The sequence below is a fragment of the Paenibacillus timonensis genome, assembly GCF_022427145.1.
GTDB lineage: Bacteria > Bacillota > Bacilli > Paenibacillales > Paenibacillaceae > Fontibacillus > Fontibacillus timonensis.
Genome location: NZ_JAKSXN010000016.1, coordinates 14452 through 38380 on the forward strand (window position 1 = coordinate 14452; position 23929 = coordinate 38380).

Annotated in this window: 21 protein-coding genes and 2 riboswitches; of the genes, 2 read left to right on the plus strand and 19 right to left on the minus strand. The window is 56.0% G+C overall.

The window, feature by feature from the left end; all coding sequences use genetic code 11:
• Nucleotides 1-76: 76 nt before the first annotated feature.
• Nucleotides 77-1114: a tRNA 2-selenouridine(34) synthase MnmH gene (gene mnmH / locus MJ257_RS08150; protein ID WP_240268776.1), complete on the minus strand. Its 1038-nt coding sequence runs from the start codon at nucleotides 1112-1114 to the stop codon at nucleotides 77-79.
• A 22-nt stretch (nucleotides 1115-1136) separates the two neighbouring features.
• Complete coding sequence (gene selD, locus MJ257_RS08155; protein ID WP_240268777.1) at nucleotides 1137-2189, minus strand: selenide, water dikinase SelD; 1053 nt, start codon at nucleotides 2187-2189, stop codon at nucleotides 1137-1139.
• A gap of 197 nt (nucleotides 2190-2386) precedes the next feature.
• On the opposite strand from selD, the gene MJ257_RS08160 reads away from it, so the two are divergent.
• Nucleotides 2387-3469 carry a permease gene (locus MJ257_RS08160; RefSeq protein WP_240268778.1) on the plus strand — a complete coding sequence of 361 codons (1083 nt, stop codon included), beginning with the start codon at nucleotides 2387-2389 and terminating at the stop codon, nucleotides 3467-3469.
• Nucleotides 3470-3519: 50 nt separating this feature from the next.
• On the opposite strand, the gene MJ257_RS08165 is transcribed toward MJ257_RS08160, so the two are convergent.
• The 8 genes from MJ257_RS08165 to MJ257_RS08200 all read right to left on the minus strand — a co-directional run bounded on the left by MJ257_RS08165 (nucleotide 3520) and on the right by MJ257_RS08200 (nucleotide 14377).
• Nucleotides 3520-6165, minus strand: a complete 2646-nt coding sequence (locus tag MJ257_RS08165; RefSeq protein ID WP_240268779.1) for a carbohydrate-binding protein — start codon at nucleotides 6163-6165, stop codon at nucleotides 3520-3522.
• A gap of 200 nt (nucleotides 6166-6365) precedes the next feature.
• The gene (locus MJ257_RS08170) at nucleotides 6366-6887 is read right to left on the minus strand and encodes a YfiT family bacillithiol transferase (RefSeq protein ID WP_270406512.1); all 522 of its coding nucleotides are present in this window, start codon (nucleotides 6885-6887) and stop codon (nucleotides 6366-6368) included.
• 85 nt (nucleotides 6888-6972) lie between these two features.
• Nucleotides 6973-9330 (minus strand): histidine kinase, encoded by a 2358-nt coding sequence (locus MJ257_RS08175; protein ID WP_240268780.1) that lies wholly within the window; start codon nucleotides 9328-9330, stop codon nucleotides 6973-6975.
• An 86-nt stretch (nucleotides 9331-9416) separates the two neighbouring features.
• Nucleotides 9417-9986 carry a potassium-transporting ATPase subunit KdpC gene (gene kdpC, locus MJ257_RS08180; RefSeq protein ID WP_240268781.1) on the minus strand — a complete coding sequence of 190 codons (570 nt, stop codon included), beginning with the start codon at nucleotides 9984-9986 and terminating at the stop codon, nucleotides 9417-9419.
• Nucleotides 9987-10012: 26 nt separating this feature from the next.
• Nucleotides 10013-12040, minus strand: a complete 2028-nt coding sequence (gene kdpB, locus MJ257_RS08185; RefSeq protein ID WP_240268782.1) for a potassium-transporting ATPase subunit KdpB — start codon at nucleotides 12038-12040, stop codon at nucleotides 10013-10015.
• A 27-nt stretch (nucleotides 12041-12067) separates the two neighbouring features.
• On the minus strand, nucleotides 12068-13738 hold the full coding sequence (gene kdpA, locus MJ257_RS08190) for a potassium-transporting ATPase subunit KdpA (protein WP_372489758.1): 1671 nt from the start codon (nucleotides 13736-13738) through the stop codon (nucleotides 12068-12070).
• 32 nt (nucleotides 13739-13770) lie between these two features.
• Nucleotides 13771-13851, minus strand: coding sequence for a K(+)-transporting ATPase subunit F (gene kdpF / locus MJ257_RS24965; protein ID WP_372489759.1), 81 nt, complete (start codon nucleotides 13849-13851; stop codon nucleotides 13771-13773).
• Between the two features lie 100 nt (nucleotides 13852-13951).
• Nucleotides 13952-14377, minus strand: coding sequence for a hypothetical protein (locus MJ257_RS08200; RefSeq protein ID WP_240268785.1), 426 nt, complete (start codon nucleotides 14375-14377; stop codon nucleotides 13952-13954).
• 111 nt (nucleotides 14378-14488) lie between these two features.
• Nucleotides 14489-14664: riboswitch (cyclic di-AMP (ydaO/yuaA leader) on the minus strand.
• A gap of 113 nt (nucleotides 14665-14777) precedes the next feature.
• A riboswitch (cyclic di-AMP (ydaO/yuaA leader) is annotated at nucleotides 14778-14960 on the minus strand.
• Between the two features lie 265 nt (nucleotides 14961-15225).
• Between MJ257_RS08200 and MJ257_RS08205 the strand changes: the two genes are divergently transcribed.
• Nucleotides 15226-15906: an MBL fold metallo-hydrolase gene (locus MJ257_RS08205; RefSeq protein ID WP_240268786.1), complete on the plus strand. Its 681-nt coding sequence runs from the start codon at nucleotides 15226-15228 to the stop codon at nucleotides 15904-15906.
• Between the two features lie 16 nt (nucleotides 15907-15922).
• Here the strand turns inward: MJ257_RS08205 and MJ257_RS08210 are convergent, their stop codons facing one another.
• The 9 genes from MJ257_RS08210 to MJ257_RS08250 all read right to left on the minus strand — a co-directional run bounded on the left by MJ257_RS08210 (nucleotide 15923) and on the right by MJ257_RS08250 (nucleotide 23648).
• Complete coding sequence (locus MJ257_RS08210; RefSeq protein WP_240268787.1) at nucleotides 15923-16708, minus strand: nucleotidyltransferase domain-containing protein; 786 nt, start codon at nucleotides 16706-16708, stop codon at nucleotides 15923-15925.
• A 45-nt stretch (nucleotides 16709-16753) separates the two neighbouring features.
• Nucleotides 16754-17089, minus strand: coding sequence for a cupin domain-containing protein (locus MJ257_RS08215; protein ID WP_240268788.1), 336 nt, complete (start codon nucleotides 17087-17089; stop codon nucleotides 16754-16756).
• Entirely contained in the window at nucleotides 17086-17664 is a 579-nt protein-coding gene (locus tag MJ257_RS08220) for a DUF4269 domain-containing protein (RefSeq protein WP_240268789.1), read from the minus strand. Before MJ257_RS08220 ends, MJ257_RS08215 begins: the two co-directional genes overlap by 4 nt.
• Complete coding sequence (locus MJ257_RS08225) at nucleotides 17661-18284, minus strand: class I SAM-dependent methyltransferase (protein ID WP_240268790.1); 624 nt, start codon at nucleotides 18282-18284, stop codon at nucleotides 17661-17663. Before MJ257_RS08225 ends, MJ257_RS08220 begins: the two co-directional genes overlap by 4 nt.
• 11 nt (nucleotides 18285-18295) lie before the next feature.
• Nucleotides 18296-19063, minus strand: coding sequence for a DinB family protein (locus MJ257_RS08230; RefSeq protein WP_240268791.1), 768 nt, complete (start codon nucleotides 19061-19063; stop codon nucleotides 18296-18298).
• The gene (locus tag MJ257_RS08235; protein ID WP_240268792.1) at nucleotides 19029-19958 is read right to left on the minus strand and encodes a glycoside hydrolase family 43 protein; all 930 of its coding nucleotides are present in this window, start codon (nucleotides 19956-19958) and stop codon (nucleotides 19029-19031) included. The genes MJ257_RS08230 and MJ257_RS08235 overlap by 35 nt, the downstream gene beginning before the upstream one ends.
• A 156-nt stretch (nucleotides 19959-20114) precedes the next feature.
• Complete coding sequence (locus tag MJ257_RS08240) at nucleotides 20115-21737, minus strand: extracellular solute-binding protein (protein ID WP_240268793.1); 1623 nt, start codon at nucleotides 21735-21737, stop codon at nucleotides 20115-20117.
• A 47-nt stretch (nucleotides 21738-21784) separates the two neighbouring features.
• Complete coding sequence (locus MJ257_RS08245) at nucleotides 21785-22705, minus strand: carbohydrate ABC transporter permease (RefSeq protein WP_240268794.1); 921 nt, start codon at nucleotides 22703-22705, stop codon at nucleotides 21785-21787.
• 19 nt (nucleotides 22706-22724) lie between these two features.
• Entirely contained in the window at nucleotides 22725-23648 is a 924-nt protein-coding gene (locus tag MJ257_RS08250; protein ID WP_240268795.1) for an ABC transporter permease, read from the minus strand.
• Nucleotides 23649-23929: the final 281 nt, after the last annotated feature.

Below are 23929 nucleotides of genomic sequence, written 5' to 3' on the forward strand. Positions count from 1 at the left end.
TTTACCATCCCCAAATCGGATTTATCCAAAAGAAACAGCCCGCAAATTCATTTGCGAGCTGCCTAGAAACGTTCACTTAAATTGGCTTTGGCAAGAGCCGCTGCGCTTTCGTAACCGCCTCATCGACCGAGTCGGCACGGATCACCGTAAATTCCGCATCCTCGTATTGCCCCTCCGTATGCGCATACCGGGGATCATAATAATAGATCAGCAGGAGCTCAACCGCACGGTCATAACGGCCTGCGAGCAGACTTTGTTCGATTTCCGCAGCGATCGGCGTATGCATCTTCGATTTGATTTTCCGAAACGCCTGCAGGCAGGCCTCCGGATGGGTCCAAGGCGCATAATCCTCCAAAATGATCTGCACGCGAACGTCCGTCGGCAGATCGATGCGGATATGACGGCCCCGCTCTTTCTTCGCCATGAGAAGATCGGGGACGACCACTTTGCCGATCCGTTTGCTTTCCGCCTCCATCAACACATAGGGCGCTTCCCGGTAACGCAGTAAATCCTCCAGCAGCAGCGAGTCGAACATCTTCTGGTTACGGGCCTGTAGCCCGATTTGGCCAAACACCGATCCTCGATGGCCGGCCATTCCTTCCAGATCGACCACGGGGTATCCTTGTTCCTGGAGTTTACGCAGCAACAGCGTCTTGCCGCTTCCCGTATTCCCGTGGATCACGGTCAATTCCGGCGCAAAGTCCAGATTCTCCAGCGTGCTGACGACCCATTGGCGATAAGCCCGGTATCCGCCAGCCAGCCGGTAGGTGTGAATATCCATGAGGCTGAGCAGCGTGGCCGTCGTTCGGCTCCGCATGCCCCCGCGCCAGCAGAATACCGCTTTACGCCCGGAAATTTCCGCAAACTTCCGGACGAAATCCGGCAGCTTGGCCGAAACGATTTCAAGCCCGCGCTGTTTAGCGGCATCCACACTTACTTGTTTGTATAAAGTTCCGATTTCCGCCCGCTCCTGATCGTCAAACAGCGGGATATTCAAGCTGCCCGGAATCGTGGATTCGGCGAACTCGGAAGGCGATCTCACGTCGATCATCGTGATCGCCTTGCCGCTCTCTCTCTGTCCCGCCCATTCCTCCAGCTCTAAATCCTGAAACATATCCAATGCTGCAAACCCCTTCCTACGCTTCCACCACGATATGGCCCGCGTTCTCCGCGGTAACCTCGCCGATCAGGCTTGCCTCGACGCCGGCCTTCCGCAGTTCGGCCAGCAGCTGCTCGCTTTGGTCCGGGTTCACCGAAATCAGCAAGCCCCCGGACGTCACCGCATCGCACAAAATATACCGGCCGATCTGGTCCAGCGAATCCGGGAACGTAATGTCCGCTTCCACATGGGCGTAATTGTTTTTGGTCCCGCCCGGAACAAAACCTTGTTCCGCCAATTCGCGCACGCGCGGGAGCACCGGCACGTCGCGCTGCATGATTCGGATGCCGGTGCCGCTGCCCTTGGCCATTTCCAGGGCGTGGCCCATCAAGCCGAAGCCGGTGACGTCCGTGCAAGCGTGCACGTCGTACGGCTCCATCACCTCGGCCGCCGTCTTATTCAGCGTAGCCATGACAGCGGTGACGCGCTGCGTCTCCTCCGCGCTTAACTGATCCTTCTTGATCGAGGTCGTCATAATCCCGACGCCGATCGGCTTGGTCAGGATCAGCTTGTCCTCCGGTTTGGCGCCGGCATTCGTTCTTACTTTATCGGGATGCACCAAGCCGGTAACCGCCAGGCCGAATTTCGGCTCCTTGTCATCGATGGAATGGCCGCCCACCAGCGTCGCCCCGGCCTCTTGAACCTTGTCTCCTGCGCCGCGCAGGATGTCGGCCAGAATGCTTTTATCCAACGTTGAAATGGGAAAAGCCACAATGTTCAGCACCGTGAGCGGCTTGCCGCCCATCGCGTAAATATCGCTGAGCGCGTTCGCCGCAGCGATCTGCCCGAACGAATATGGATCGTCGACGATCGGCGTAAAGAAGTCGACCGTCTGCACCAGCGCGAGTTCGTCGTTTAACCGGTAAACACCGGCATCGTCACTTGTATCGAGGCCCACCAGCAAATCGGGATTCGGCACCGTAGGCGGGAGGCTTCGAATCACCTGCATCAGGTCGGCCGGGCCGATTTTGCAGCCGCAGCCCCCTTTGCTGGACAGGGATGTTAATTTTACAGGTTCAGCGGTAGACATGATTGATCACAATCCTTCCCTATATCCTAAATAGGAATCTTTCTTCTATATTCAAGCGTACTCCAGTTCCGGTATAAAAGGCAACCGCCTGGCTGCTGCTGGAGCACGGATGCGATATAGTTCACTTGCCATCGTATGGTATACTATATTTCGTGCATTTGATCAAATCTAATCGTTAGTGGAGGGAGCAACATCTTATGGTTTCATCATCGACAAGCGGCCATTACCCGCAGCAGCCGCCGCACGGTTTCAATAAACGCAAAACGGCGTTGTTTATCGTACTGTTTCTCATCATAGCCATCGCCGGCTTAAGTTATGTCAAATGGTGGCCTTATTACGGAAAAGCGTTCAAGGCCGCCACGGAGCATTCGATCGGCTCTTCGATCCTGGGAGCGGATGCTTCCGGTCCGATCTCGTGGAGCGCGGCGCTCGATTATGCGGCCGCCTATTTCAAATCGGTATGGAAGGCTGCCGTACTAGGCATTTTGCTAGGTTCCCTCGTACAGGTTCTTCTACCCGCTCAGTGGTTACATAAAGTTCTCGGCAGCAGCCGGTTTAAGAGCACTTTTCTCGGCGGCATCGTCTCCTTGCCGGGGATGATGTGCACGTGCTGCGCCGCGCCGATCGCCGCAGGCCTGCGTAAACGCAACGTGTCCGTTGGCGCCAGCCTGGCTTTCTGGCTTGGCAATCCGGTGCTGAACCCGGCGACGCTGATTTTCATGACCTTCGTGTTGTCCTGGAAATTCACCTTGCTCCGCCTCGTCTTCGGAATCGTGCTGACGTTTGGAGTCAGTTATTTCGCCAACCGTCTGGCCAAAGGCCAGCAGGTTCCTGCTCCGGCGGAGATGGAACGGGCGGAAGCGGCAGCCGAGCTGAAGGACGAAGGACCGTTTGCCCTGCGTTGGCTGAAAAGCCTCGGAATGATGATCCTGAACGTCGTACCGGCGTATCTGTTATCCGTCCTGCTGCTTGGTGCATTCCAAGGCGTCTTGTTCCCGGTCGAACTAGGCGGCGGCATTCTGGCCATCCTGCTATTCGCCCTCGTCGGCACGTTGTTCGTGATCCCGACGGCGGCGGAAATTCCGATTATTCAGTCGTTCACCGCGCTTGGACTCGGTGCTGGACCGGCTGCAGCCCTGTTGCTTACGCTGCCAGCGATTAGCCTGCCATCCTTGCTGATGGTGTCGCGCTCTTTCCCGCGCAAGGTGCTGGGATTCGTGTTCGCCTCGGTAGTCGTCCTCGGTATCGTTGCCGGTGTCGTAGGCGCTTGGGTACTGTAAAAAATAGATAAAGGGAGCCGTGATCCACGGCTCCCTTTTTTTATTGATTTTTATTCGCCGCCCGCCACGGGAACGAGCTTATACAGCTTGGACTCAGCGCCTTGCAGCCGGGTGTGCAGCCCGGTCTTCGCACGCGATTCCTCACCGGTCCATAGATCCGTCACGCGGAAGCCGGAGCGGCCTTTGTTGTCCATTGCGGCTCGCTCGAAATCAATCGTACGCTCCGCCGGCTCGTTCGTGAAGTTAAACAACGCGAGGTAATACTCGCCGCCGTCGTTCAGGATAAAAGCGTCCGCCGCCGCGGTTCCGGTATTGCCTTCGATCGGGCGGAACGCTTGCCCTTTCTTAGCCACCGCGTTGACGGCCGGATTGACCAGCAGCTTCTCCATGTATTCGCGCGCGGTCTGATCAGCGACGTCGTCCGAGTTCAGGAACACGGTGCCGGAAATCGCCGCCGCGTTCACGCGGGTTTGCGCGCCGAGCAGCGATCCACCCTTGACCAGTGTCATGTAGTCCGGATCGGTGTAGCGGTAGATCGTGCCGTTCTGCCACCAGCCATAGGTCAAGTTGTTCAGCTGGTATTCGGTGCTGCCCAGCGAACCGTCCACGTCGCAGGAGATCCGCCGGCTATGCGCGTATTGGCTTGGGAACAACGGAGCGATCGAAGCGCTGATGAACATCGAACCGTCCAGTGCATCCACGATATAAGCCATGCCTTCATTGTAAGCCTGAATCCCCGTAGTAGCTTGCGGGTTGTAGTGCTGGCCTTCCAGCGAACCATGGCTCAGGAAATCCAGCTTAATATACTCGAATCCGTGCTCCTTAAACCGATTCACGTAATAGTCGATCCGCTGCTTCGTGCCCGGATGGGTCGGATCGACGGCGTAGGCGCCGTCCAGCTTCGGCAGCGGATTCCCTTGCGCATCACGCAGCACGATGTCGCCATAGGTATACTTTCCGTCCGTCCCTTCCACCGGTTGGCTTAAATTGTCGCCCCAGTAGACGAAGGGGCCGTAATAAATGCCGGCTTTTTGACCGTTCGCCTTGATATGTTCGACCAGTTGACCCAATTGTTCGTCATTCATGTTGTCCCAGTAGGAATCGAGGTTGATATAAAGTTGGCCGCCGTTATCAAATGACTTCCCTTGCAGATTGGCCTTAAAGTAATCGGAAGTCTCGACCGCTTTGTCGTAGGATAAATGGCTGCCGACGGCTCCCCAGCTGTTCCAGCCGACCGGAACACCTTGCGGCACGCCGGGGCCAAAGGCAAGCGGCGGCGCCTCTGAGGCATTCGCCCGCCCGTATGTCTCTAACCCGTCCCGATAGTCGGCGAAATAACCGACAAATACCTTCGGCGAGGCGACCGTCGTCCCGCTGACCTTGGCATGAGGCAACGAATCATGCGTGGAGGCCAGGGAAGAGAACCCGCCGTAAACGTTCAGCTTATTCAGCCGGTCGTTCGAACCGCTCCAATAAATGCCCGTTTTCCACGTATCGTGGCTGACCGAACCCACCACAAAGCCGCGGCGGCTGTCGTTGTCGTAAATTGCCGTTAGTTCCGAGCTCTCGTAATTTTGATTGTTCAAGTCTGTATTGATCGTCTTGGACAAGTACCGCGACCACGCATCGTTATCGAACGGGGTCACCAGCACCCGGTTGTCGCCGTACTGGCCGAGGTCCACCCCGCCGCGTCGATCCACGATGAGCGGAGCGATATAGTTCGTGGCCATCGGCGTGGCTTGCTCCGCGACGACCTGGGTAAGCAGGTAATCCTTCTGCTCATAAATATAGTAAATTTGCTTCAGGGTCGGCAGTCCGTCCTGCCGATGGCTCACCGTCACCTTGATTCCTTTGCCGCCCCGGTCCTGGAACGGTTCTACCTCTTCCATCTTAAATTCGTGGTTTGCGTAATCCTTGCTGGTTAAATATTGATCCAGCTGCAGGGAGCTGTAAGCCCCTTGGATCTTCGCTTCTTCCCCGCGCGCTTTCCAGATATAAGCCGACAACCCGGTTTCCGTGTTGTATTGCAGCTTCAAGCTACCGCTCGAAACACTTACTCCTTTCTCGTGCCGGGTCACGGCGATCAGTCCGTATTTCTCCGTGCTCACCGGTGCGCCAAGCTCCAGATCTTCGCCATCCCCCGGGCCCGTTCCCGGATCCGACGCGGACACGAAGGTCAAGCCGATCTTGTCCAAATCCGGAGCATACCCTCCATCATCGTCAAAAGACAACGTATTGGCGCCCGCCTGCAAACGAACTTCGAAATCGAAAACACCGACCGTATTCCAATCCTTCGTCGCCGGCGGCGTGAACCGCTCTCGCTCTCCGCCATTAACGCTGATCATGAACGAGCGGGTGTCCCCGGAAATATAGGACAAGCTCAGTTTGTACACGCCGGCTTCCGCAACGCGGACGTCATGAAACTGCATGGCCGATCCTTGGTAGAGATTGCCTACCTTGGCCCCGCCGGAGCAAGTATCGCACGAGACCGGCCCGGCTTTACCGGAATAAGAGTTCGCCGGCGCCTCCGCCTCATACGAGTATACCGCGCCCGCTTCTTGCGCGTTCGCCGCCTCGGCGGCAGCCCGCTTCGGAGCGACCTCCGCGCCTCCGGTCATCGAACATGCCAGTATCGCGATCAACAGGTATCGCAACACCGTCTGCAACTTCCACTTCTTCGCTGTGTCAGCCTTCACGAATCATCCATCCTTTCGTCGGGTAAGTTCGATTACGAACCCCATGTTAAAATAGGCAGCGCTTTCTTTCTATAACTCAAAATGCCGATTTATAGCCGAAATTAAAGTTCTTTTCCAATTCCGCAAAGCTCCCTGGAACGCAAAAAACAGCCCGAGGTCCTTCTTGGGACTTTCGGGCTGCTGCGTCGATAAAGCCGGAACTAAAGATCCAGCTTCGTTCTTAAGGCGGTGATATGCGCGAGATGATGGTTTCCGTGCCAGGCGTAATTGCCGAGGGTATAGGCTAAGCGGGTCGTCTCACCCGATTCGGGGTGATGGAACTTGCGCTCATAATCCGCGTCGCCCAACGATTTCAACAGGTTGGTCCAGCGGCGGTGCAGCGCTTCGAGCAAAACCAGCGAAACCTCGATTTCACCCTCGTAGTCTGCCAGCCTCGCCCAGCGGTCCTCGAAGTAAGGCCGGATCGTCGGCGTCTCTTCGGTTAACGCCAGTTTAAAACGGGTGTAGGCATTGATATGGCTGTCAGCCAGATGGTGCACGACCTGACGCAAGGTCCAGCCTCCCTCGCGGTAGGGCAGGTTCAGTTGATCTTCGCTCAAACCGGCTACGGCCTGCCTTAGTCGCGCCGGCAGCGTCTCGATTTCACGTATCCATTGCTCCCGCTGCGCCGCGGTGATCTCGCCTTCGAATGCATACTTGCCAATCGGATATCTAGGGTCCATTGCTAGGATCGCCTCCTGTTCAGGAATGAATGACCACTTTCTTGTTGATTCATTTATACCTGATATGAATCACCTTGTCGATATCCTATTCCGTAGAGAAGGGAAGCACCTCCTTGTTGATTTGGGCCGAAGGATCGAAATCGGCAACGACCAAGATGTCCATATGCCTAGCAAGCCGGAGCAACGGGCGGATGACCTCTCCTCTCCAAAGCCGCTGCCACCAGCTTCTCCGGGATTGGCCAAGGATCATCTGCGTGCTCTTCAGTTCATCCGCCCTGCGAACGAGCGCCTCGCCGAGCTTTCGCGTGCGCGGCCCCCTCTGCATCTCGAAGGTTCCGCCCAGACGACGGGTCAGCTTCTCGATCGCCTGGAGCCGCTCCTGTTCCTGCGGAGTCGGCTCTTGGCCGCTATGCCGGTAGAAAACATGCCATTTGGCTTTCAGACGATAAGCGATCCGAAATCCCCGCCTTACCAATCGCTCCGCGTTGGCGCTTAAAGTAACGCCCACGAAGATCGCTTCTTCCCGGGATGTCGGACCCCGAAGCGGACTTTGGCGCTGCCATGATTCCAGCCGTTCGTCGACGTCGTCGGCCAGTTCTCTAAGCGCGAGTTCGCGCAGGGCGATCAGATTACCGGTTTTGAAAAAATTCCCGAGCGCCTGGTCCACTTTGTCCATCGCGTAGATTTTACCTTCCCGCATCCGTTGCTGCAGAGCCCTGGGGGCTACGTCGATAAGTTCGACCTCATCGGCCTGGCGGAGGATCGAATCCGGCACGGTCTCCCGGACGCGAACGCCGGTCATCCGTTCCACGGCGTCGTTCAAGCTCTCCAAATGCTGCACGTTCATGGTCGAAATCACCGAAATACCGGCGTCGAGAATCTCCAACACGTCCTCGTAGCGCTTTTTATGTTTGCTGCCAGGAACATTCGTATGGGCCAACTCATCAACTAAAATGACCTCCGGATTCTCGGCGATGATCGCCTGCGTATCCATTTCCTCCAGCCTCGTCCCTCGATAATCGATGACCGCACGGGAAATCTGCGGCAGCGAGCCGACCTGCGCCGCGGTTTCGCTTCTTCCGTGGGTTTCAAGCAACCCGATCCGCACATCGATTCCTTTCTTGCGCAAATCGTTGCCTTCCCGCAGCATCGTGTAGGTTTTGCCGACCCCGGGGGCTGCGCCGATGTAAACCTTGAACCGGCCGCGTCGGATGCGCCCGATTTCACGGTCCACTTCCGCTTCGCTCAAACGGCGGTAAGGCTCGGCCGCCCCGTGTTCCTCCCTGGTTTTGGTCGGCAGAATGCGCTCCCCTTCGTTGTCGGCTCGGTCGGCGATGATAAAGACGTCCACATTCCTCGTTTTCTTTAAGATATCGCCGACGATCGAGCCTTGCCGCCATTCCTGCATCCGGCTTTGCTTGGAATGCCCCAGGACGATCCGGGTCACGCGATGTTCCAGGGCAAACCGGACCAGCGCTCCCGGCAGCTCCCGCCTGGATGCAAGGGGAAGTTCCGCGAATTCGGCCTCCACTTTCTCCACCAGCTGTGTCAACGACCGTTTGAAGGCCATGGCTTCCGGGGATAGTTTCAAGCGCGGATTCACGAACGTCACCACCAGCAAATCGCCGTTCAGCCGTCTGGCGATCTGCTGGCCCCGCCGCACGTAAATCGAACCGTTCCAGTGATACTGCGCAGATACCAAGATCCGTTCCGCCACGCCCGCCGCGCCGATCAGCCCCTGTTCCTCCCGGTGTTTCTCGAGCGTATCATTGACGCCCTCGGCCATCCACCGCAATGCCAGCTCGCGTAACACGCCCAAGTTCCCCCGGTTGAAGACGGCCTTATCGGGAATATTGCGCAGGTTCCCGTCCGCCAGCCGCTGCAGCAGCGTCTCCGGAGAAACGTCGATCAGCCGAACTTCGTCGGCAAGCTCCAACGTATCCGCCGGAACGGTTTCCTTGACCTGGATCCCCACCAGTTTTTGAACCAATTCCGTCATCCCGTCCAATTCATAGATGTTTACGGTCGTGATCACGCTGATGCCATGGCCAAGCAAATAGTTGATGTCTTGGAGGCGGGTCGGAAAAGGGGCGCCTTCCCGGTTGGTGTGCGCCAGTCCGTCCACTAGTACCACCTCGGGATTACGCTGGAGCAAAACCTCCAGGTTCAAATCCTTTTTCTCCACGCCGTCCTTTTCCCAGTGGATGCTCGGAATTCGCTCCAATCCGGCCAATTGCTCCACCGTCTCCGGCCTTTGCGAGGTCGATACGGCGCAAACGACCACGTCGATGCCTTCGGCCTGCAGCATTTGGCCCTCCCGCAGCATGTGGTAGGTTTTCCCTGATCCGTTGACCGCCCCGACATAGACCTTCAGGCGACCCCGATGCAATTCGAAGATCGATTTGAGGATTTCCTCCGGCGTCTTTCGTTTGAAGCTTTGCAAAACCTTTTCCTCCCCCATGGATTTCGCATTTTAAAACGCCAATAACCCTGCCTGAAAAATCGCTTTTCAAGCAGGGCACCGGCTTTCTATTTCACGGCCTTTTGAACGTCGATATTCAGCTGCAACACATTGACCCCCGGTTCGCCAAGGAATCCGAGCTCGCGTCCCCGGGTATGCTCCTGGATCATTCCCTCCAGTTCCTCCGCGGAAATCCCCGTGGCTTGGCTGACCCGCGGGATTTGCGCTCGGGCAGCCTCCGGGCTGATCTCCGGATCCAGGCCGGAACCGGAGTTCGTGATCAAGTCGATCGGCAGCTCCTTCACCGGGACATCCGGGTTATCTTGCTTCCACGCTTCTACGGCGTCCGCCGTCCGCTGCAGCATATCGGCGTTGGACGGCGCATAGTTTGGCGTTCCCGAGCCGCCCGCATCATAATCAATGCTGGACACCCGCCCATGAAAGAACCCCGGGTCCGTGAAGCTCTGGCCAATCAGCTTCGAGCCGATCACTTCATTATTTTCGTTGTAAACGAGGCTTCCATCCGCCTGATCCGGCATGGCCGCTTGAGCAACCCCAAGCACGACCAGGTGGTACAGCAGCCCGCAAAGCACCATCAGCACGAGGCTGGCGCGCAGCGTTATCCATATATTTCGCATCGCTCATTCCATCCTTCCGAAAGTAATCAAATCCACAAGTGGACCAGCAGATCGATGATTTTGATGCCGGCAAACGGCACGATCACGCCGCCCAGTCCGTACACCAGCAGGTTGCGGGCCAGCAGTTTGGAGGAGCTCATCGGTTTATAAGCAACGCCCTTCATCGCGAGCGGAATCAAAAGCGGAATGATGATCGCGTTGAAGATCAGCGCCGAAATGATCGCCGAGTCGGGGGAACCCAGCCCCATGATGTTGATGGCTTTCATCTCGGGAATCGCCAGCATGAACATCGCCGGGATAATCGCGAAATATTTGGCAATATCGTTGGCGATGCTGAAGGTGGTTAACGCCCCGCGGGTCATCAAGAGCTGCTTGCCGATCGACACGACCTCGATGATTTTGGACGGGTCGGAGTCGAGGTCGACCATGTTGGCGGCTTCCTTCGCTGCCACGGTGCCGCTGTTCATCGCGATCCCTACGTCCGCCTGCGCCAACGCAGGGGCGTCGTTCGTGCCGTCGCCCGTCATCGCGACCAGCTTGCCCTCGGCTTGTTCTTTGCGGATGACCGCGATTTTGTCTTCGGGTTTGCTTTCCGCGATAAAATCATCCACGCCGGCTTCCCGGGCGATCGTCGCGGCCGTCAGCGGGTTGTCGCCCGTGCACATGATCGTCTTGATCCCCATTTGCCGCATTTGGTCGAACCGTTCCCGCATGCCGGGTTTCACGGTATCCTTCAAATAGATCAATCCAAAGATCCTGTCGTCCACCGCCACCGCGAGCGGCGTGCCGCCGGCCGTGGCGATGGCGTCGCTGTTTGGATCAAGGTCCGCCGGAACTTGACCGCCTTGAGCGAGAACCCATTTCTTCACCGCGTCCACCGCGCCTTTGCGGACCTTCCGGCCGTCGCGCATATCAATGCCGCTCATGCGCGTTTCCGCCTTGAATTCGATGAATTCCCCGCCTTCGGCCAGAGCGGCGTCGTAGGCAAAACCTTGCTTTTTCATCAGTTCCAGCACCGAACGCCCTTCCGGGGTATCGTCCTTGACCGAGCTGATCGCCGCCCAGGCCGAGACTTCGGCCAACCCGGCTCCGCCGACGGGAACGAATTCGCTGGCCATCCGGTTACCGAACGTGATGGTCCCCGTTTTATCCAAAATGATCGTGTTGATGTCGCCGGAAGCCTCGACCGCTTTCCCCGACATCGCCAGTACGTTAAACTGCGTGACGCGGTCCATGCCCGCAATCCCGATCGCCGACAGCAAGCCGCCGATCGTGGTCGGAATCAAACAGACCAGCAGGGCGATCAAAATCGGCACTTCCAGTTGAACGTTCAGGTACTGCCCGAAGAACTGCAGCGTGACGACCACGATCAGGAAGATCAGGGTCAAACTGATCAGGACGGTGTTCAGCGCAATTTCGTTTGGCGTTTTTTGGCGTTTGGCTCCTTCCACGAGCGAGATCATCCGGTCCAGGAAGGATTCCCCGGGATCGCTGGTGATCTTCACTTTGATCCGGTCGCTGATCACCTTCGTGCCGCCGGTCACGGAGCTGAAATCCCCGCCGGCTTCTTTGATGACCGGCGCCGATTCGCCGGTGATGGCGGATTCGTCGACAGAGGCCAGACCTTCGATAACCTCCCCGTCGCCCGGAATCATTTCGCCTTGGGATACGACGACGATGTCGCCTTTGCGCAGTTCGGTGGAAGGCACCTGTTTCACTTGTTGGCCTATCAGCTTATTGGCCATAATCTCTTTTTTCGTTTTCTTGAGCGAGTCCGCTTGCGCTTTGCCGCGGCCTTCCGCCAGCGCCTCCGCGAAATTCGCGAACAGGACCGTAATCAGCAGAATCAGCGCAACCGTAAGGTTAAAGCCACGGGATACGCCGCCTCCGAAAGCGTCCGGTACAAAGATCAGAAAGGTGGTGATCAGAAACCCGATTTCGACCACAAACATGATCGGGTTGCGAATCATGACCCTAGGATCGAGCTTAATGAATGATGCTTTGACCGCATTTTTAACGATCGCTCCGGAAAGCATCGTTTTTTTCTTATTCATGCCAGTTCCTCTCCTTCATTCAACGTACTAAGGCATCAAGGTGAGATGTTCGGCGACCGGTCCCAACACCAAGGCCGGGAAAAACGTCAGGGCGCCGACGATAAGAATCGTGCCGACGAACACGCCCGCAAACAGGCCCGTATCCGTCCGAAACGTGCCGGCCGTCTCCGGTACCGGCTTTTTCGCCGCAATCGACCCCGCTACCGCAAGCAGCGTCACGATTGAGAAATAGCGGCCGAGAAACATCACGATGCCGGTGGCGATATTCCAGAAAGGCGTATTGTCGCCAAGCCCTTCAAAACCCGAACCGTTGTTGGCCGCCGACGACGTAAATTCGTACAACGCCTGCGTCAAGCCATGGAAACCGGGATTGGAGATCGTGTCCGGGTAGCTAACCAGAGCCAAAGCGGTCGGGGCCAAAATCAGCAGCGGATGAATCAGCAGCGTGACGGCGATCAGCTTGATCTCTCTGCCTTCCAGCTTCTTGCCGAGGAACTCCGGCGTCCGCCCTACCATCAGGCCCGACAGGAACACCGCGATCATCGCATACATCAAGACGTTCAGGAAACCGGCGCCCACGCCGCCGAAAACCGTATTCAGCATCATGTTGGAGATCGTCACCAAACCGCCGAGCGGCGTCAGCGTATCATGCATCGTGTTGACGGCCCCGGTTTCCGATGCCGTTGTCACGGTGGCATATAACGCGGACTGGGCCATGCCGAAACGGACTTCCTTGCCCTCCATGCTGCCTTGGTCATGCTGGATTCCCATGGCGTTCAACGCCGGATTGCCGGCGCTTTCCGACGCCAGCGCGACGCCCAGCATCACGATAAACATCATCAGCATCGACACGAATAATACGCGACCCTGTTTGGTGTTTCCGACCATTTTCCCATAGGTGAAAGGAAGGGAGGTACCGAAAAACATCATCAGCAAAATTTGCAGCAGATTGCTGATTCCGCCCGGGTTTTCGAACGGATGGGCCGAGTTCACGCCGAAAAATCCGCCGCCGTTATTCCCGAGCTCCTTGATCGATAGGAACGAAGCGACCGGTCCCCGGGCAATATGCTGCTCCGCCCCCTCCAGGGTATGGGCTACCGCGGTCGGCTCGAGAGTTTGGGGAACTCCCGCAGCCACGAAAATCAAAGCCGTTACAAAAGCGATAGGCAGTAAAATCCGCGTAATCGAACGGATCAAATCGACGAAGAAGTTGCCGAGCGGCTTACCGGCCAGCCCGCGAATAAACGCGATGGCCGCAGCCAGCGCCGAGGCCGGCGCCGTAAACATCAGGAATACGATCGCGATCATCTGCGAAAGATAGGACAGGCCGCTTTCCCCGCTATAATGCTGCAAGTTCGTATTCGTCATAAAGCTGATCGCCGTATTGAAGGCCAGCGTTGGCTCCATGTTCGGCACTCCGCTTGGATTCAGCGGCAGGATACTCTGTACCCTGAAAATCAGATAAACGATCAATATCATCACCGCGTTGCTCAGCACGACGGATATGGCGTACTGTTTCCAGGTTTGATTTTCCTGGCGTATGCCGCTGATCTTGTAAATCACCTTTTCCAAAGGTCCAAACCATCGGTCCAGGCCGGTTGTGTTGTAATCGAAAGCCTTCGCCATATACAAACCCGCCGGTTTGGCAATGAGAACGACAAGCCCCACCGTCACGATAATGGCGATCCAACTATAGATAGTCACGTCTTATCCCTCCGAACGACAAATATTTAGAACTTTTCCGGATGAAGCAGCGCATAACCCAAGTAAACGAACATCGCGGCAAGGATGATGCCCAGTACCCACATCATCGCATCTCACTACCTTCCGAAGTCGCTTTGGAAGCCCACGAAACAAGGCCGACCATCATCAAGGTCATGAGGATCAAAATGCCCAACATATAAATATCCGTCATTGTCCGTATGCCCCTCCTTTGTTCTCTTTTTGCAAAATAAACGAGACGTCTTTCCCTTTCGTATAAATTACGTAGTTCGCTCCGAGCCCTTTGTAGACCGCACCGGGGTTCATCCTTTGCGTAATGATGTAGATCGGACTTCTCGTCCACGGGCGGCAGAATTGCAAATACCGGCAAGTCAAAGTCAACGATTCCTCGAAAATATACACGGGCCCGATGGGGATTTCTGGAACGATTTGATTTTTGCGCTTTGTAGTATCCACCAGAACAACATGCTCTATTCCCCGCTCCGTAGCTTCTTTGCGGCTTTTGGAATTATTGACCATTAGCGCAAACGGGATGCCGCGGATTTTCATCGTTCGGATAAACTCGACAGCCAAGGCATTCGGGGCCGTCACAAGCGCATATTCGAGCTTGCACATGTCTTTTCTTTCCTCCTGAAATCACTGAATTCGGCATCAAAAAAGAAGCCTTGGGAAGAGGGAATCTTCGCGGGCTTCCGGCATGTGCTGCTATGGGAATCGCGCTATAAGGTTTCCTCTCTCGTTGCACTTACGAGGTTAGCTGCCGGGCTCGGGCGCGAGAGACGCCCTACCTCGCGATACGCAAGCATCGCCAGGATTCGCCCCATAGGCGGTAAGCGCGACCTGCGCTCCGCCCGAATGGGTCCCCCGTTCCTTGAAAGTCAAGGACTCAGTGTAGATCATGTTTATTTTTTGTTAATTTTCTACTTCTTTGTTAATGTAAGCAATCTGAAATCTTTCATTAAAGGGCATAATAAAACCACAGAGGATTCCCTGTGGTTTGCAAGATTACAAGCCATCATCCTCTCTCCTTACGCTGACGAGGTTAGCTGTCGGATTCGGGCGGTGAGAGTCGCCCTACCCTTGCGGCAAGCACTGCTGCCGCAAGGGATTCACCCCGGACCGTTCCGCCGACTCTCACATCGGCACCGGTCATTTGGGTCCCCCGTTTTCCTGATCGGAAATTAAGCGATACAGAATGTTATATTGGATTCATTTCATGAGACGAATATTACGCTTCCGGCAAATCTTTGTAAAGCAAGGCCGAATGCAAAAAAGATAGGAAAAACAAATTATTTTCGGCATTTTTAGCGTTTTCAGGGGACAAAAGAAGCCTTTCTCGACGATTTGCTCCTCCGCAGACCCTTACTTGAAGGTTGGGCTAAGGCTTGTCGTTCGGACGATTCTTTGCTACGATTTGGCGCAGGAATGAGTTATCAGAACATGACCGCTGAGGAGGAACAATCATGGAGCAAAGAACTGTAGCGGGGATCCTGCCGCTGCCGCTAAACCTGAACTTGCCGAATGGGAACCAGATGCCGGTCCATGCGGCGTTGTTATGGGGTACCGATCATCTCGTCCTCGTCGATACCGGAGTTCCCGGTCAATTGGACGTGATCCGCGAAGGGCTGGAGCAAGCGGGGTTCTCCCTGGAACAGCTGACGCACGTGATCATCACGCATCAGGACAGGGATCATATTGGAAGCTTGCCGGAACTGATCCGGGCGAAAGCGGGGAAGTTGGACGTGTTGGCCCACGAAACGGGGATTCCTTACCTGGCCGGCGAAATCCCGCTGATCAAGAGCGGAATTACCGCCGAACCGGTCAAGGTGGATCGGGCGCTTCGCGACGGCGACGAGCTGCCGTTTGGCGGGGGATTGCTGGTGATGTACACCCCCGGACACACGCCCGACCATATCAGCTTGTATCATCCTTCCAGCAAAACGTTGATCAGCGGGGACGCGCTCGTCTCGAGCGGCGGGACGGTTCAGCCGCCCGAAGCGAAGTTCACGCCGGATTACGCCCTGGCTCTTCAGTCGGTTGAAAAATTGGCCGCCCTGGATGTGGAAACGGTAATTACCTACCATGGCGGCGTATGTACCGGGCCGGTCAAAGAACGGCTGAAAGAGATCGCGGCAGGAAAATAGGCGAGCCGTTGTTCCGTTAAATATCACCCACTGGCGTAAAGCCGTTCAGCCAGTTCAATTCGCTGTCTTCCAGGAAACGCGACGGCCAGCTTCGTCCGTCCTCGCCCCAATCGGCGAACGTGCGGACCGACTGGTAAAACGCTTCGATATGCTCGGCCGCGGGTTCTTGCAGCATCCGTTCGATCAAATGCAGGAGGCCTTCGGGCCGATGCGGCGCTTTTTCCAGGACGTTAAGAAACCATTTGTGGTAAGGATAGAGCATTTCATTATGCGCTAGGATCAATCTTCCGCCGAACAAAACCAAGTTATTGACGGCATGCCGCAGCAGGTAGAGGTTGTCGTGCTTGAAGGCTTCGGCGGAATACCATTTCCACGCTTCAAGCTGGGCCAGGAAACGGGCGATATTCTCCCGCTTTCGTTCTGCCGGGTACCGGACGATACTCGCCAGCAGATCTTCCAATCCTGCGATTTTCGAAAAGATAAGGATCGCCCCTTCGAACGCAAAACGGGCCGGCTCGCTCCCTTTCTCGGCCACCTGCTTCATAAACCCGCAAGAGATATATTTCCCGTCCACGTAACCGGACTCATAGTCCGTCGATTCATTCTCCCAATACGTCGTCTCTCCCGTGTTTACTCGACGGGCATAGTCCTCTTCGGACACCACGATCATTACGTCTACATCCGAGGACGGTTTAGCGAATCCGTGGGCAATCGAACCGGAAACCAGCAAGGCCAATATGTCCTCCCGGGCTGCCAGCTTGGCCTTTAATTTCTCGATCGACTCGGCATGATGTGCGTACATTTCCTTTCTCCCCTTCCTTGGATACAAAAACAGTCGTGCATCCCTTCAAGCCAACACCCGGTCCCCCCGCGTATTCGGGCGGGAAATGACGAGAAATTCTACCGGGTCGGCTGACCGGTTCATGGCCTGGTGCGGAATATTCGACGGGATCTCGATCCCTTCTTGCGGATGAAGCTCGTGTTCGGTCCCGTCCAATTCGATATGCAGGCAGCCGGACAAAACGAAGAAAAACTGCTCCGCCTTTTCGTGAAAATGCCGGACTTCCCGGCTATCCGGAGGCATTTTCTCATGAATAATGCTGCATTCCTCCCGGTCCACCAACCGCCAGCCATCGCAATTCCCGCCCCAAACATAATGCTCCGCGTTCTGTTTGCTGATCATTTCGTTCTGATCCTTTCTTCCATAAATTGGCGCAACCGCGCATCCTCCCAATCGTACATGGCCAGCAGCGCCTCATAAGGGTCACCGTCGATTCGAAAAAACTCTCCGAAAGCCGGTTCCGTCTTCAGCCCTCCTGCCTTTAGCTTACGGATGGCGTCGCGGGTTCCGGCCCCTCCCATCTCCAGCATCCGATGCTCGATCACCATATGCCTGTAGGCGTTTTGCGCCGTTACCGGCACGGGCTGGCCAAACACCTCGAACGCCAAGCCGCGATGCGTAAAATTCGCGACCGTACGCAGGAGGCCGCCAACGGTTTTGCTGGAGCAGGCGTAATCCCGGCATGCCCCGAAATAGAGCTGCAGCTCCTGCTCAAACCGCTTGGCGTCATAAACCTCGCAGATGAGATCCAAGTCGCTTTCGGGCACATCGATCTCCAGCGGAATCGTTCCGACCAAGACCGGATGGTAGAAGGCCAGCCTGTCGGCAACCTGCAGCTCCGTTAGCGCCTCGTAAGCCTGGCGTTGACGCGCATTGCCTTGTTGCAAATAAGCCAGGTCGAAGAAGTTGATCGTCATGATCTTGCCTCCTGTGCACTTCCGGGTTTCGCCCGAAGCAACTGGACCATATCCATCCAGTAGCTTTCCGCCTCGATGACGTGGAGTCCGGCCTGTTCGGCCAATTGCCGGATCTCCCGCGTTTGATGACAGCCATAAGCCCGGTATAACAGGGGATCCAGCGATTTTTGCAGCGCGGCGACCAGCCGACGGGAACTGATCCCATGCTCCAGCAGCAGAATTTCACCCTCCGGCTTGCACCAGCGACGAAGTTTCCTCATCAGCTCCAGCGGCCGCTCATAGCTGCAAAACGAAAGCGTGGAAACCACCGTATCGAACGAATGATCGGCAAAATCCGCATTTTCCATGTCCGTGCAGACGAATTCCGCGTTCACATGCAAGTGCGTTGCCCGGCGCTGAGCTCTCTCCAGCATGGCCGGACTGAAATCAACCGCCGTGACGTGCACGCCCAACGGGTAGTAAGGGAAGTTCGCCCCCGCCCCGACAGCGAGCTCCAGAACATGTCCCCGGGCATGGCTCAGCAGTTGCTGACGCCACCGGCTTTGGGCTGGATTTTCCGTACGGCGATCATATTGATTGGCCTGCTTGTCAAAGATGCGAACCAACTTCTGCTTATCCACCCAATCCCTCCTTAACCTTGCTTTTGGAGCCGTTGCTTGATGCGAATCGCCTTGTTCAAGTGCAGGAAATTATGCCGGGTCGCCGGCATCAGAATCAATCCGGCCAACGTCTTCTTACTCCAATACTCCAGCAGCCATTCGGCTTCCGGCTTCACCGCACTTTGGGTACGAAGCCTTTCGATTCCCGCCCCCGGCACTTTGCGCTTCATATCCGCGGGCTCCATGCTGCGGACGATCTCCCGGGTGCGCCGGCCTACTTCGATCCGATAGCCGAGCAAGGCTTCAATGTCGATTCCGGCACTCAGCTCGGCCGCTTCCTCCTCTGTCATGCCGTTTCCCGTATGGGTGCAAGCGAGTCCCATCTTGGCCAGCCAATCTCCCTCCTCAAAAATCTGCTCACGCCCTGCAATCAGCACGTTCATCGTCATGTCCTCTATGCGGGCGATATGCCATAAATGCCAAAGAATCGAGTTTTTCGTGTCAGGCGCCTTTACGGGATACTGACGAAGCGTCTCCTCCCTGATCCCATCCAGCAGTTCGTCTTCCAGCGTATTCAACTTGTTGGCCGAACCCGCGTCCGCCATCTTCGAGACATACAACCAGGCATGCTGGCTGAGAAACAACTCCACCGCTTGCTCATGCCCTTTTGGATTCTGCAAAAGAGCGGTTAACCGCTGATGATTGGCATTCCACAGCTTTCTTTCCGTCAACTGCATCGTGATCCCCCCTTTCCCGTTATTGCGGCTAGCGCCGCAGCGGTCTGGCCGCCACTCCTTCATGGGTCATCTGCACCGGCTGAATTCGCCCGTCCTCTTCAAACCACATCCGGTCCATGCAAACCACGCGATGATTCGCATCCGTTTCGCTGAGCGGCCGGCGATGGTAAACGATGTACCATTCGTCGCTGTCCGGAATTTGCAGGAATCCATGGTGGCCGGCACCGGTGGCGATTTCCGGATCCTGCTGCAGAATCTTCCCCACTCTCTTGAACGGTCCGACCGGCGAATCGGACATGGCGTAGGCCACGGAATAATCCGGCCCGGTCCAGCCCCCTTCGGACCACATGAAATAGTAGACGCCGTTCCGTTTGAACATGCAAGGCCCTTCGATATAATGATCCGGGGTGATCTCCTTAAACGGGGTTCCGTCCTCGAACGTGTCCAAATGAACCAGATCCTCGGCCAACTTCGCCACATTGCAATGCCCCCAGCCCCCGTAGTACAGATAAGCGCTCCCGTCATCATCGAGAAACACATGGGGATCGATGGGCTGCGCGCCATAATGAAACCGGTCGATCAACGGCTTGCCGATCGCGTCCCGAAACGGTCCCTCCGGACGTTCGGCAACGGCCACGCCGATCCCGCCAAGCTCATCGTCGTGTTGTATATCGTTCGCGGCAAAGTAATAATAATAGGTTCCGTTTCGTTCGATCGGGGACGGAGCCCATAACGCCCGCCTCGCCCATGCGATGTCTTCCATCTTCAGGATGCGCTCTGCCTTCGTCCACTCCGTCAAATCCGTGGAATAGAAGGCATCGAATTGCGTCTGCATATCGTATGGGGCTGAATACGTCGGGTAAATCCAGTACCGATCCTGAAAAATCCTCGCTTCCGGGTCCGCATACCAGCCCGGAAATAACGGATTGCCCGATTGGTTGATCCGCTTTTCGCTCATGGGGTTCCTCCTTCTCCTTATGGCATCAGCGCATATCTAATGCTTTATTCTCCGCCGCGGGCATCCATACCTGCATCAGGCCCGGTTATTCCGATGAGAAACAAAACCGCCCTGCATTTTCATTTGCAGGGCGGTTTCCGCAGACATTAATTCGGTTTATTTCACACTCATATAACGGTCATAGGCGTCGGTGCGGATTTTCATCAGCTTCTCCAGGCCCATGTCGTTCAGCTTCTTCACATACGCGTCCCAGCCTTCGTCAATGCCGCCTTTCGTTACCCACTGGGCACGCATCGTCGCCACATAGGTATCGATGTCCGTCGTCAAGGTCGGGAGCTCCTGGAACTCCTCGGCCGTATACATGACGTTCGGGAACGGCGTGGTCACGTATTCGCTGCCCATTTTGTCGATCTCCAGCTTCAAGCCATCGCCGGCTTTCGGGTTCAGCACAATGTTTTTCTCGAAGGAAGGGCTGACGTATTTCGGTCCGAAGTCCCGCAGCGATTGCTCCCAGTACCACGCATCCGCGCTGGTTCCGGCCGGCGGATCCATCAAAGTGTAGGTGCCATCGTCGTTCTTCTGAATGACCGTGCCGATCGCGCCCCAGAAGTTCTGGATGCTCGCTTCGTTGGTATAGAACTGGTCGGCCCACCGGGCGGCCACTTCCGGATATTTGCAGGACGTCGTAATCAACAGCTCGTTGCGGTTAAAGCTCATGCCGTTCGGATTCCCCGGATTGTAGCGCTTCCCGTCGGGACCGGCGATCGGCGGAATGGCGGCATACTGATCGCTCCATTTGCCGAACACCGCATCCGGCGTCCATTGGTTCGTGAACCCGACGATCGGGGCATCCGCGTTTTGCTGTTTCGCCGACGTCATCGTCGCATCCTGGGTGAACAGCTCTTTGTCGATCAGGCCTTCCGCATACAGCTTGTTGGCGAATTTCAAGCCTTCCTTGTACTCTTCGCTGATTGGATAGTACACCGGTTTCCCGTCTTTCACCAGCATGTTATTGGCGTTGATGTCGGTAATGCCGAACGGATTCAGGAAATCCGGCGCCAGTCCGGTTTCGGTATACGGAATTTCGTCCGCTTTCCCGTTACCGTTCGGATCCTGCTCCTTAAACGCTTTCAATACGTTGTAAAGATCGTCGACCGTGTCCGGTACTTGGAGCCCCAATTGATCGAGCCATGCTTTGTTGATGACCGGCTGGTTTTTCGTTTTCGGTCGCGACGGCAGCCGGGTCGGCAAGGAGTAGATTTTGCCGTCCGGGAACGTGCTGATCTTCTTCAGCTCCGGCGTCTCGGCCATGGCGGCTTTGAGGTTCGGCATGTATGGATCGATGTAATCGTCCAGCGGACGGAAGTAACTCAGGTTATTAACGATATCGGAATCGGAAAAGGTCTGGTCGCCCAGGATGATGTCCGGCAGCGTGCCGCTGGCCAGCATGATCGATTTCTGCTCGCCCCAATCGTTGGAGGACACGACCTGCCATTCGATTTTGACGTTCGTGTTCGTCTCCAAATCCTTTAACCATTGGTTTTGGGTAAACGTATCGCCCATGTTCCCCCAGCGCATGGTCAGCACTTTGAGGGTCACCGGTTCGTTCACGATCGGCAGTCCTTCCTTATTGAAGTTGCTCGTTTCGCTTGGTGCCGGGTTCCCCGAACCCGTGGCAGAATTGTCCCCGCCGCAGCCCGCCAGCCCAAAGGCAAGCGCGCCTGCGAGTACCAGCGCCGTCCATTTTTTCCCCGCGAATTTTCCGGCTTGTTTGCTCATTGAAAGATCCCCCATTCATGGATTTTACTTTGCTTAAACGTAACGGATTAGCTCTTTACCGCGCCGATCATCACCCCCTGATTGAAGTATTTTTGCAGGAAGGGATACACGCACATGATCGGAACGGTCGCGATAATGATGACGGAGTACCGCATCAGATTGGCGAGCCGGAGCGCGATTTGCGCCGCTTCACCGGTCCCCATGCCCGACTGCATCTGATTGGTGATCAGGATGTTGCGCAGCACGAGCTGCAGGGGATGCAGGTCCGGATTTTTCAGATAGATCAAAGCATTGAAATAAGAGTTCCAGTAACCGACGGCGATCCAAAGCCCCAGCACCGCGATGATCGCCTTGGACAGGGGCAGCACGATTTGGGCGAAATAACGGAGGTTGCCGCAACCGTCGATTTGCGCCGCCTCCCACAGGTCCTCGGGAATGCTCGATTGAAAAAACGTTCGAGCGACGATGATATCGTACACGATCACGGAAAACGGGAGGACCATGACCAGAAACGTATCGTACAGATGGAAATCCCGGATCGTCAAAAAGGTCGGGATGAGTCCGCCGCTGAAAAACATCGTAAAGATGAAAAACAAGGAAAGGAACTTCCTTCCGACGAGATCCTTCCGCGACAGCGCGTACGCCGCCGACACGTTGACGACCAGGCCGATGGCCGTGCCCGCTACCGTATACAATATCGTGTTTCGGTAACCGATCCAAATGTTTTCGTGCTTGAACAGTTCCTTGTACCCGTCCAGGGTAAAGCCCTTGGGAACGAACCATACCTGCCCGTTCGCCACCGTCGACGGATCGCTGAAGGAAGCGATGACGATAAAATAAAGCGGATACATCAAGACGATCAGAAACAAGACGGCAAAAACATAAAGCAGCACTTCCATCACTCTGTCGGACGAGCGGTTGTTGATCGGCTGCGCGGCCGCGTTCGCTACCGGATTGGCTGTGTCCATCTCCCTCTCCTCCTTTCCCCTACCATAAGCTGTTCTCGCTGTATTTCTTCGAAATCTGGTTCACCAGAATCAGCAGCAGGAAGTTAATGACGGTGTTGAACAGGTTGACGGCCGAGGAGAAGCTGTACTGGCTGCTCAGCAGGCCGATTTTGTAAATGTACGTGGACAAAATTTCGCTCGCGGTAATGTTCAGGTCGTTTTGCATCAGGTAGACCTTCTCGAATCCGACCCCCAGCAGGCCGCCGACCCGCAAAATAAGCAGCGTGATCGCCGTCGGCATCAGCATCGGAATATCGATGTAACGGATTTTGTGCCAGCGGCTGGCCCCGTCGACCGTGGCCGCCTCATACAGGCTCGGATCGACCGTGGACAACGCGGCGATGTAAATGATGCTGTCCCATCCGACGTGCTGCCACACGTCCGACCAGACATAGATGCTGCTGAACCATCCGGCCGAGCCGATTAAATCGGGCGCATCCCCGCCGAACAGTTTGTACAAATTACCGACCAGGCCGGTACTCGGGGAGAGCAAGATCAGCATCAACCCGACCATGACGACCGTGGAGATAAAGTGCGGCATGTACGACACCGTTTGGAAAAACCGGCGAAACCGGTTCGCCCGCATCTGATTCACCATCAACGCCAGCACGATCGGAATCGGAAACGTGGCGATGCTGTATAAGCTGATCACGATGGTGTTCTTAATGGTCGTCGAAAACTGATACGAATGGAAAAATTTCTCGAAATGCTTGAACCCCACCCATGGACTGCCGTCAATGCCCAGCGCCGGGCTGTAATCCTTGAACGCGATCAGCACGCCGTACATCGGTTTGTATGCGAACAACAGCGACAGCACGACCGCGGGCAACAGCAGCAAATACAGTCCCCGGTTTTGTTTGATTCGCCCGAACGTCCGCCTAAAACCCCATGCGCCGGATTTCATGACATCCCCTCCTTCTCTATCGTCTGCTCCGAGGCGCGCCTTCCATCAGTCCGGCGGCTTCAACGTCTTAAGTATAGCTTCGCGCCTTGCGCGTTTACCGGACCACTTGGGCGCGGAATGCGGACTATTCCGCCGAGTTCCGAAGCCCGGGGAGCCTCATGGGCGACTCCCTCGGCAGCCGTCTGACGGTAAGCAGACTTTTCCTGGCATTATCCGGACTTTCCGGCAGGGCAAGCCGGATAACGCCTTCTTTTTTTAAAGGTAGGATTTATAATAGGGTT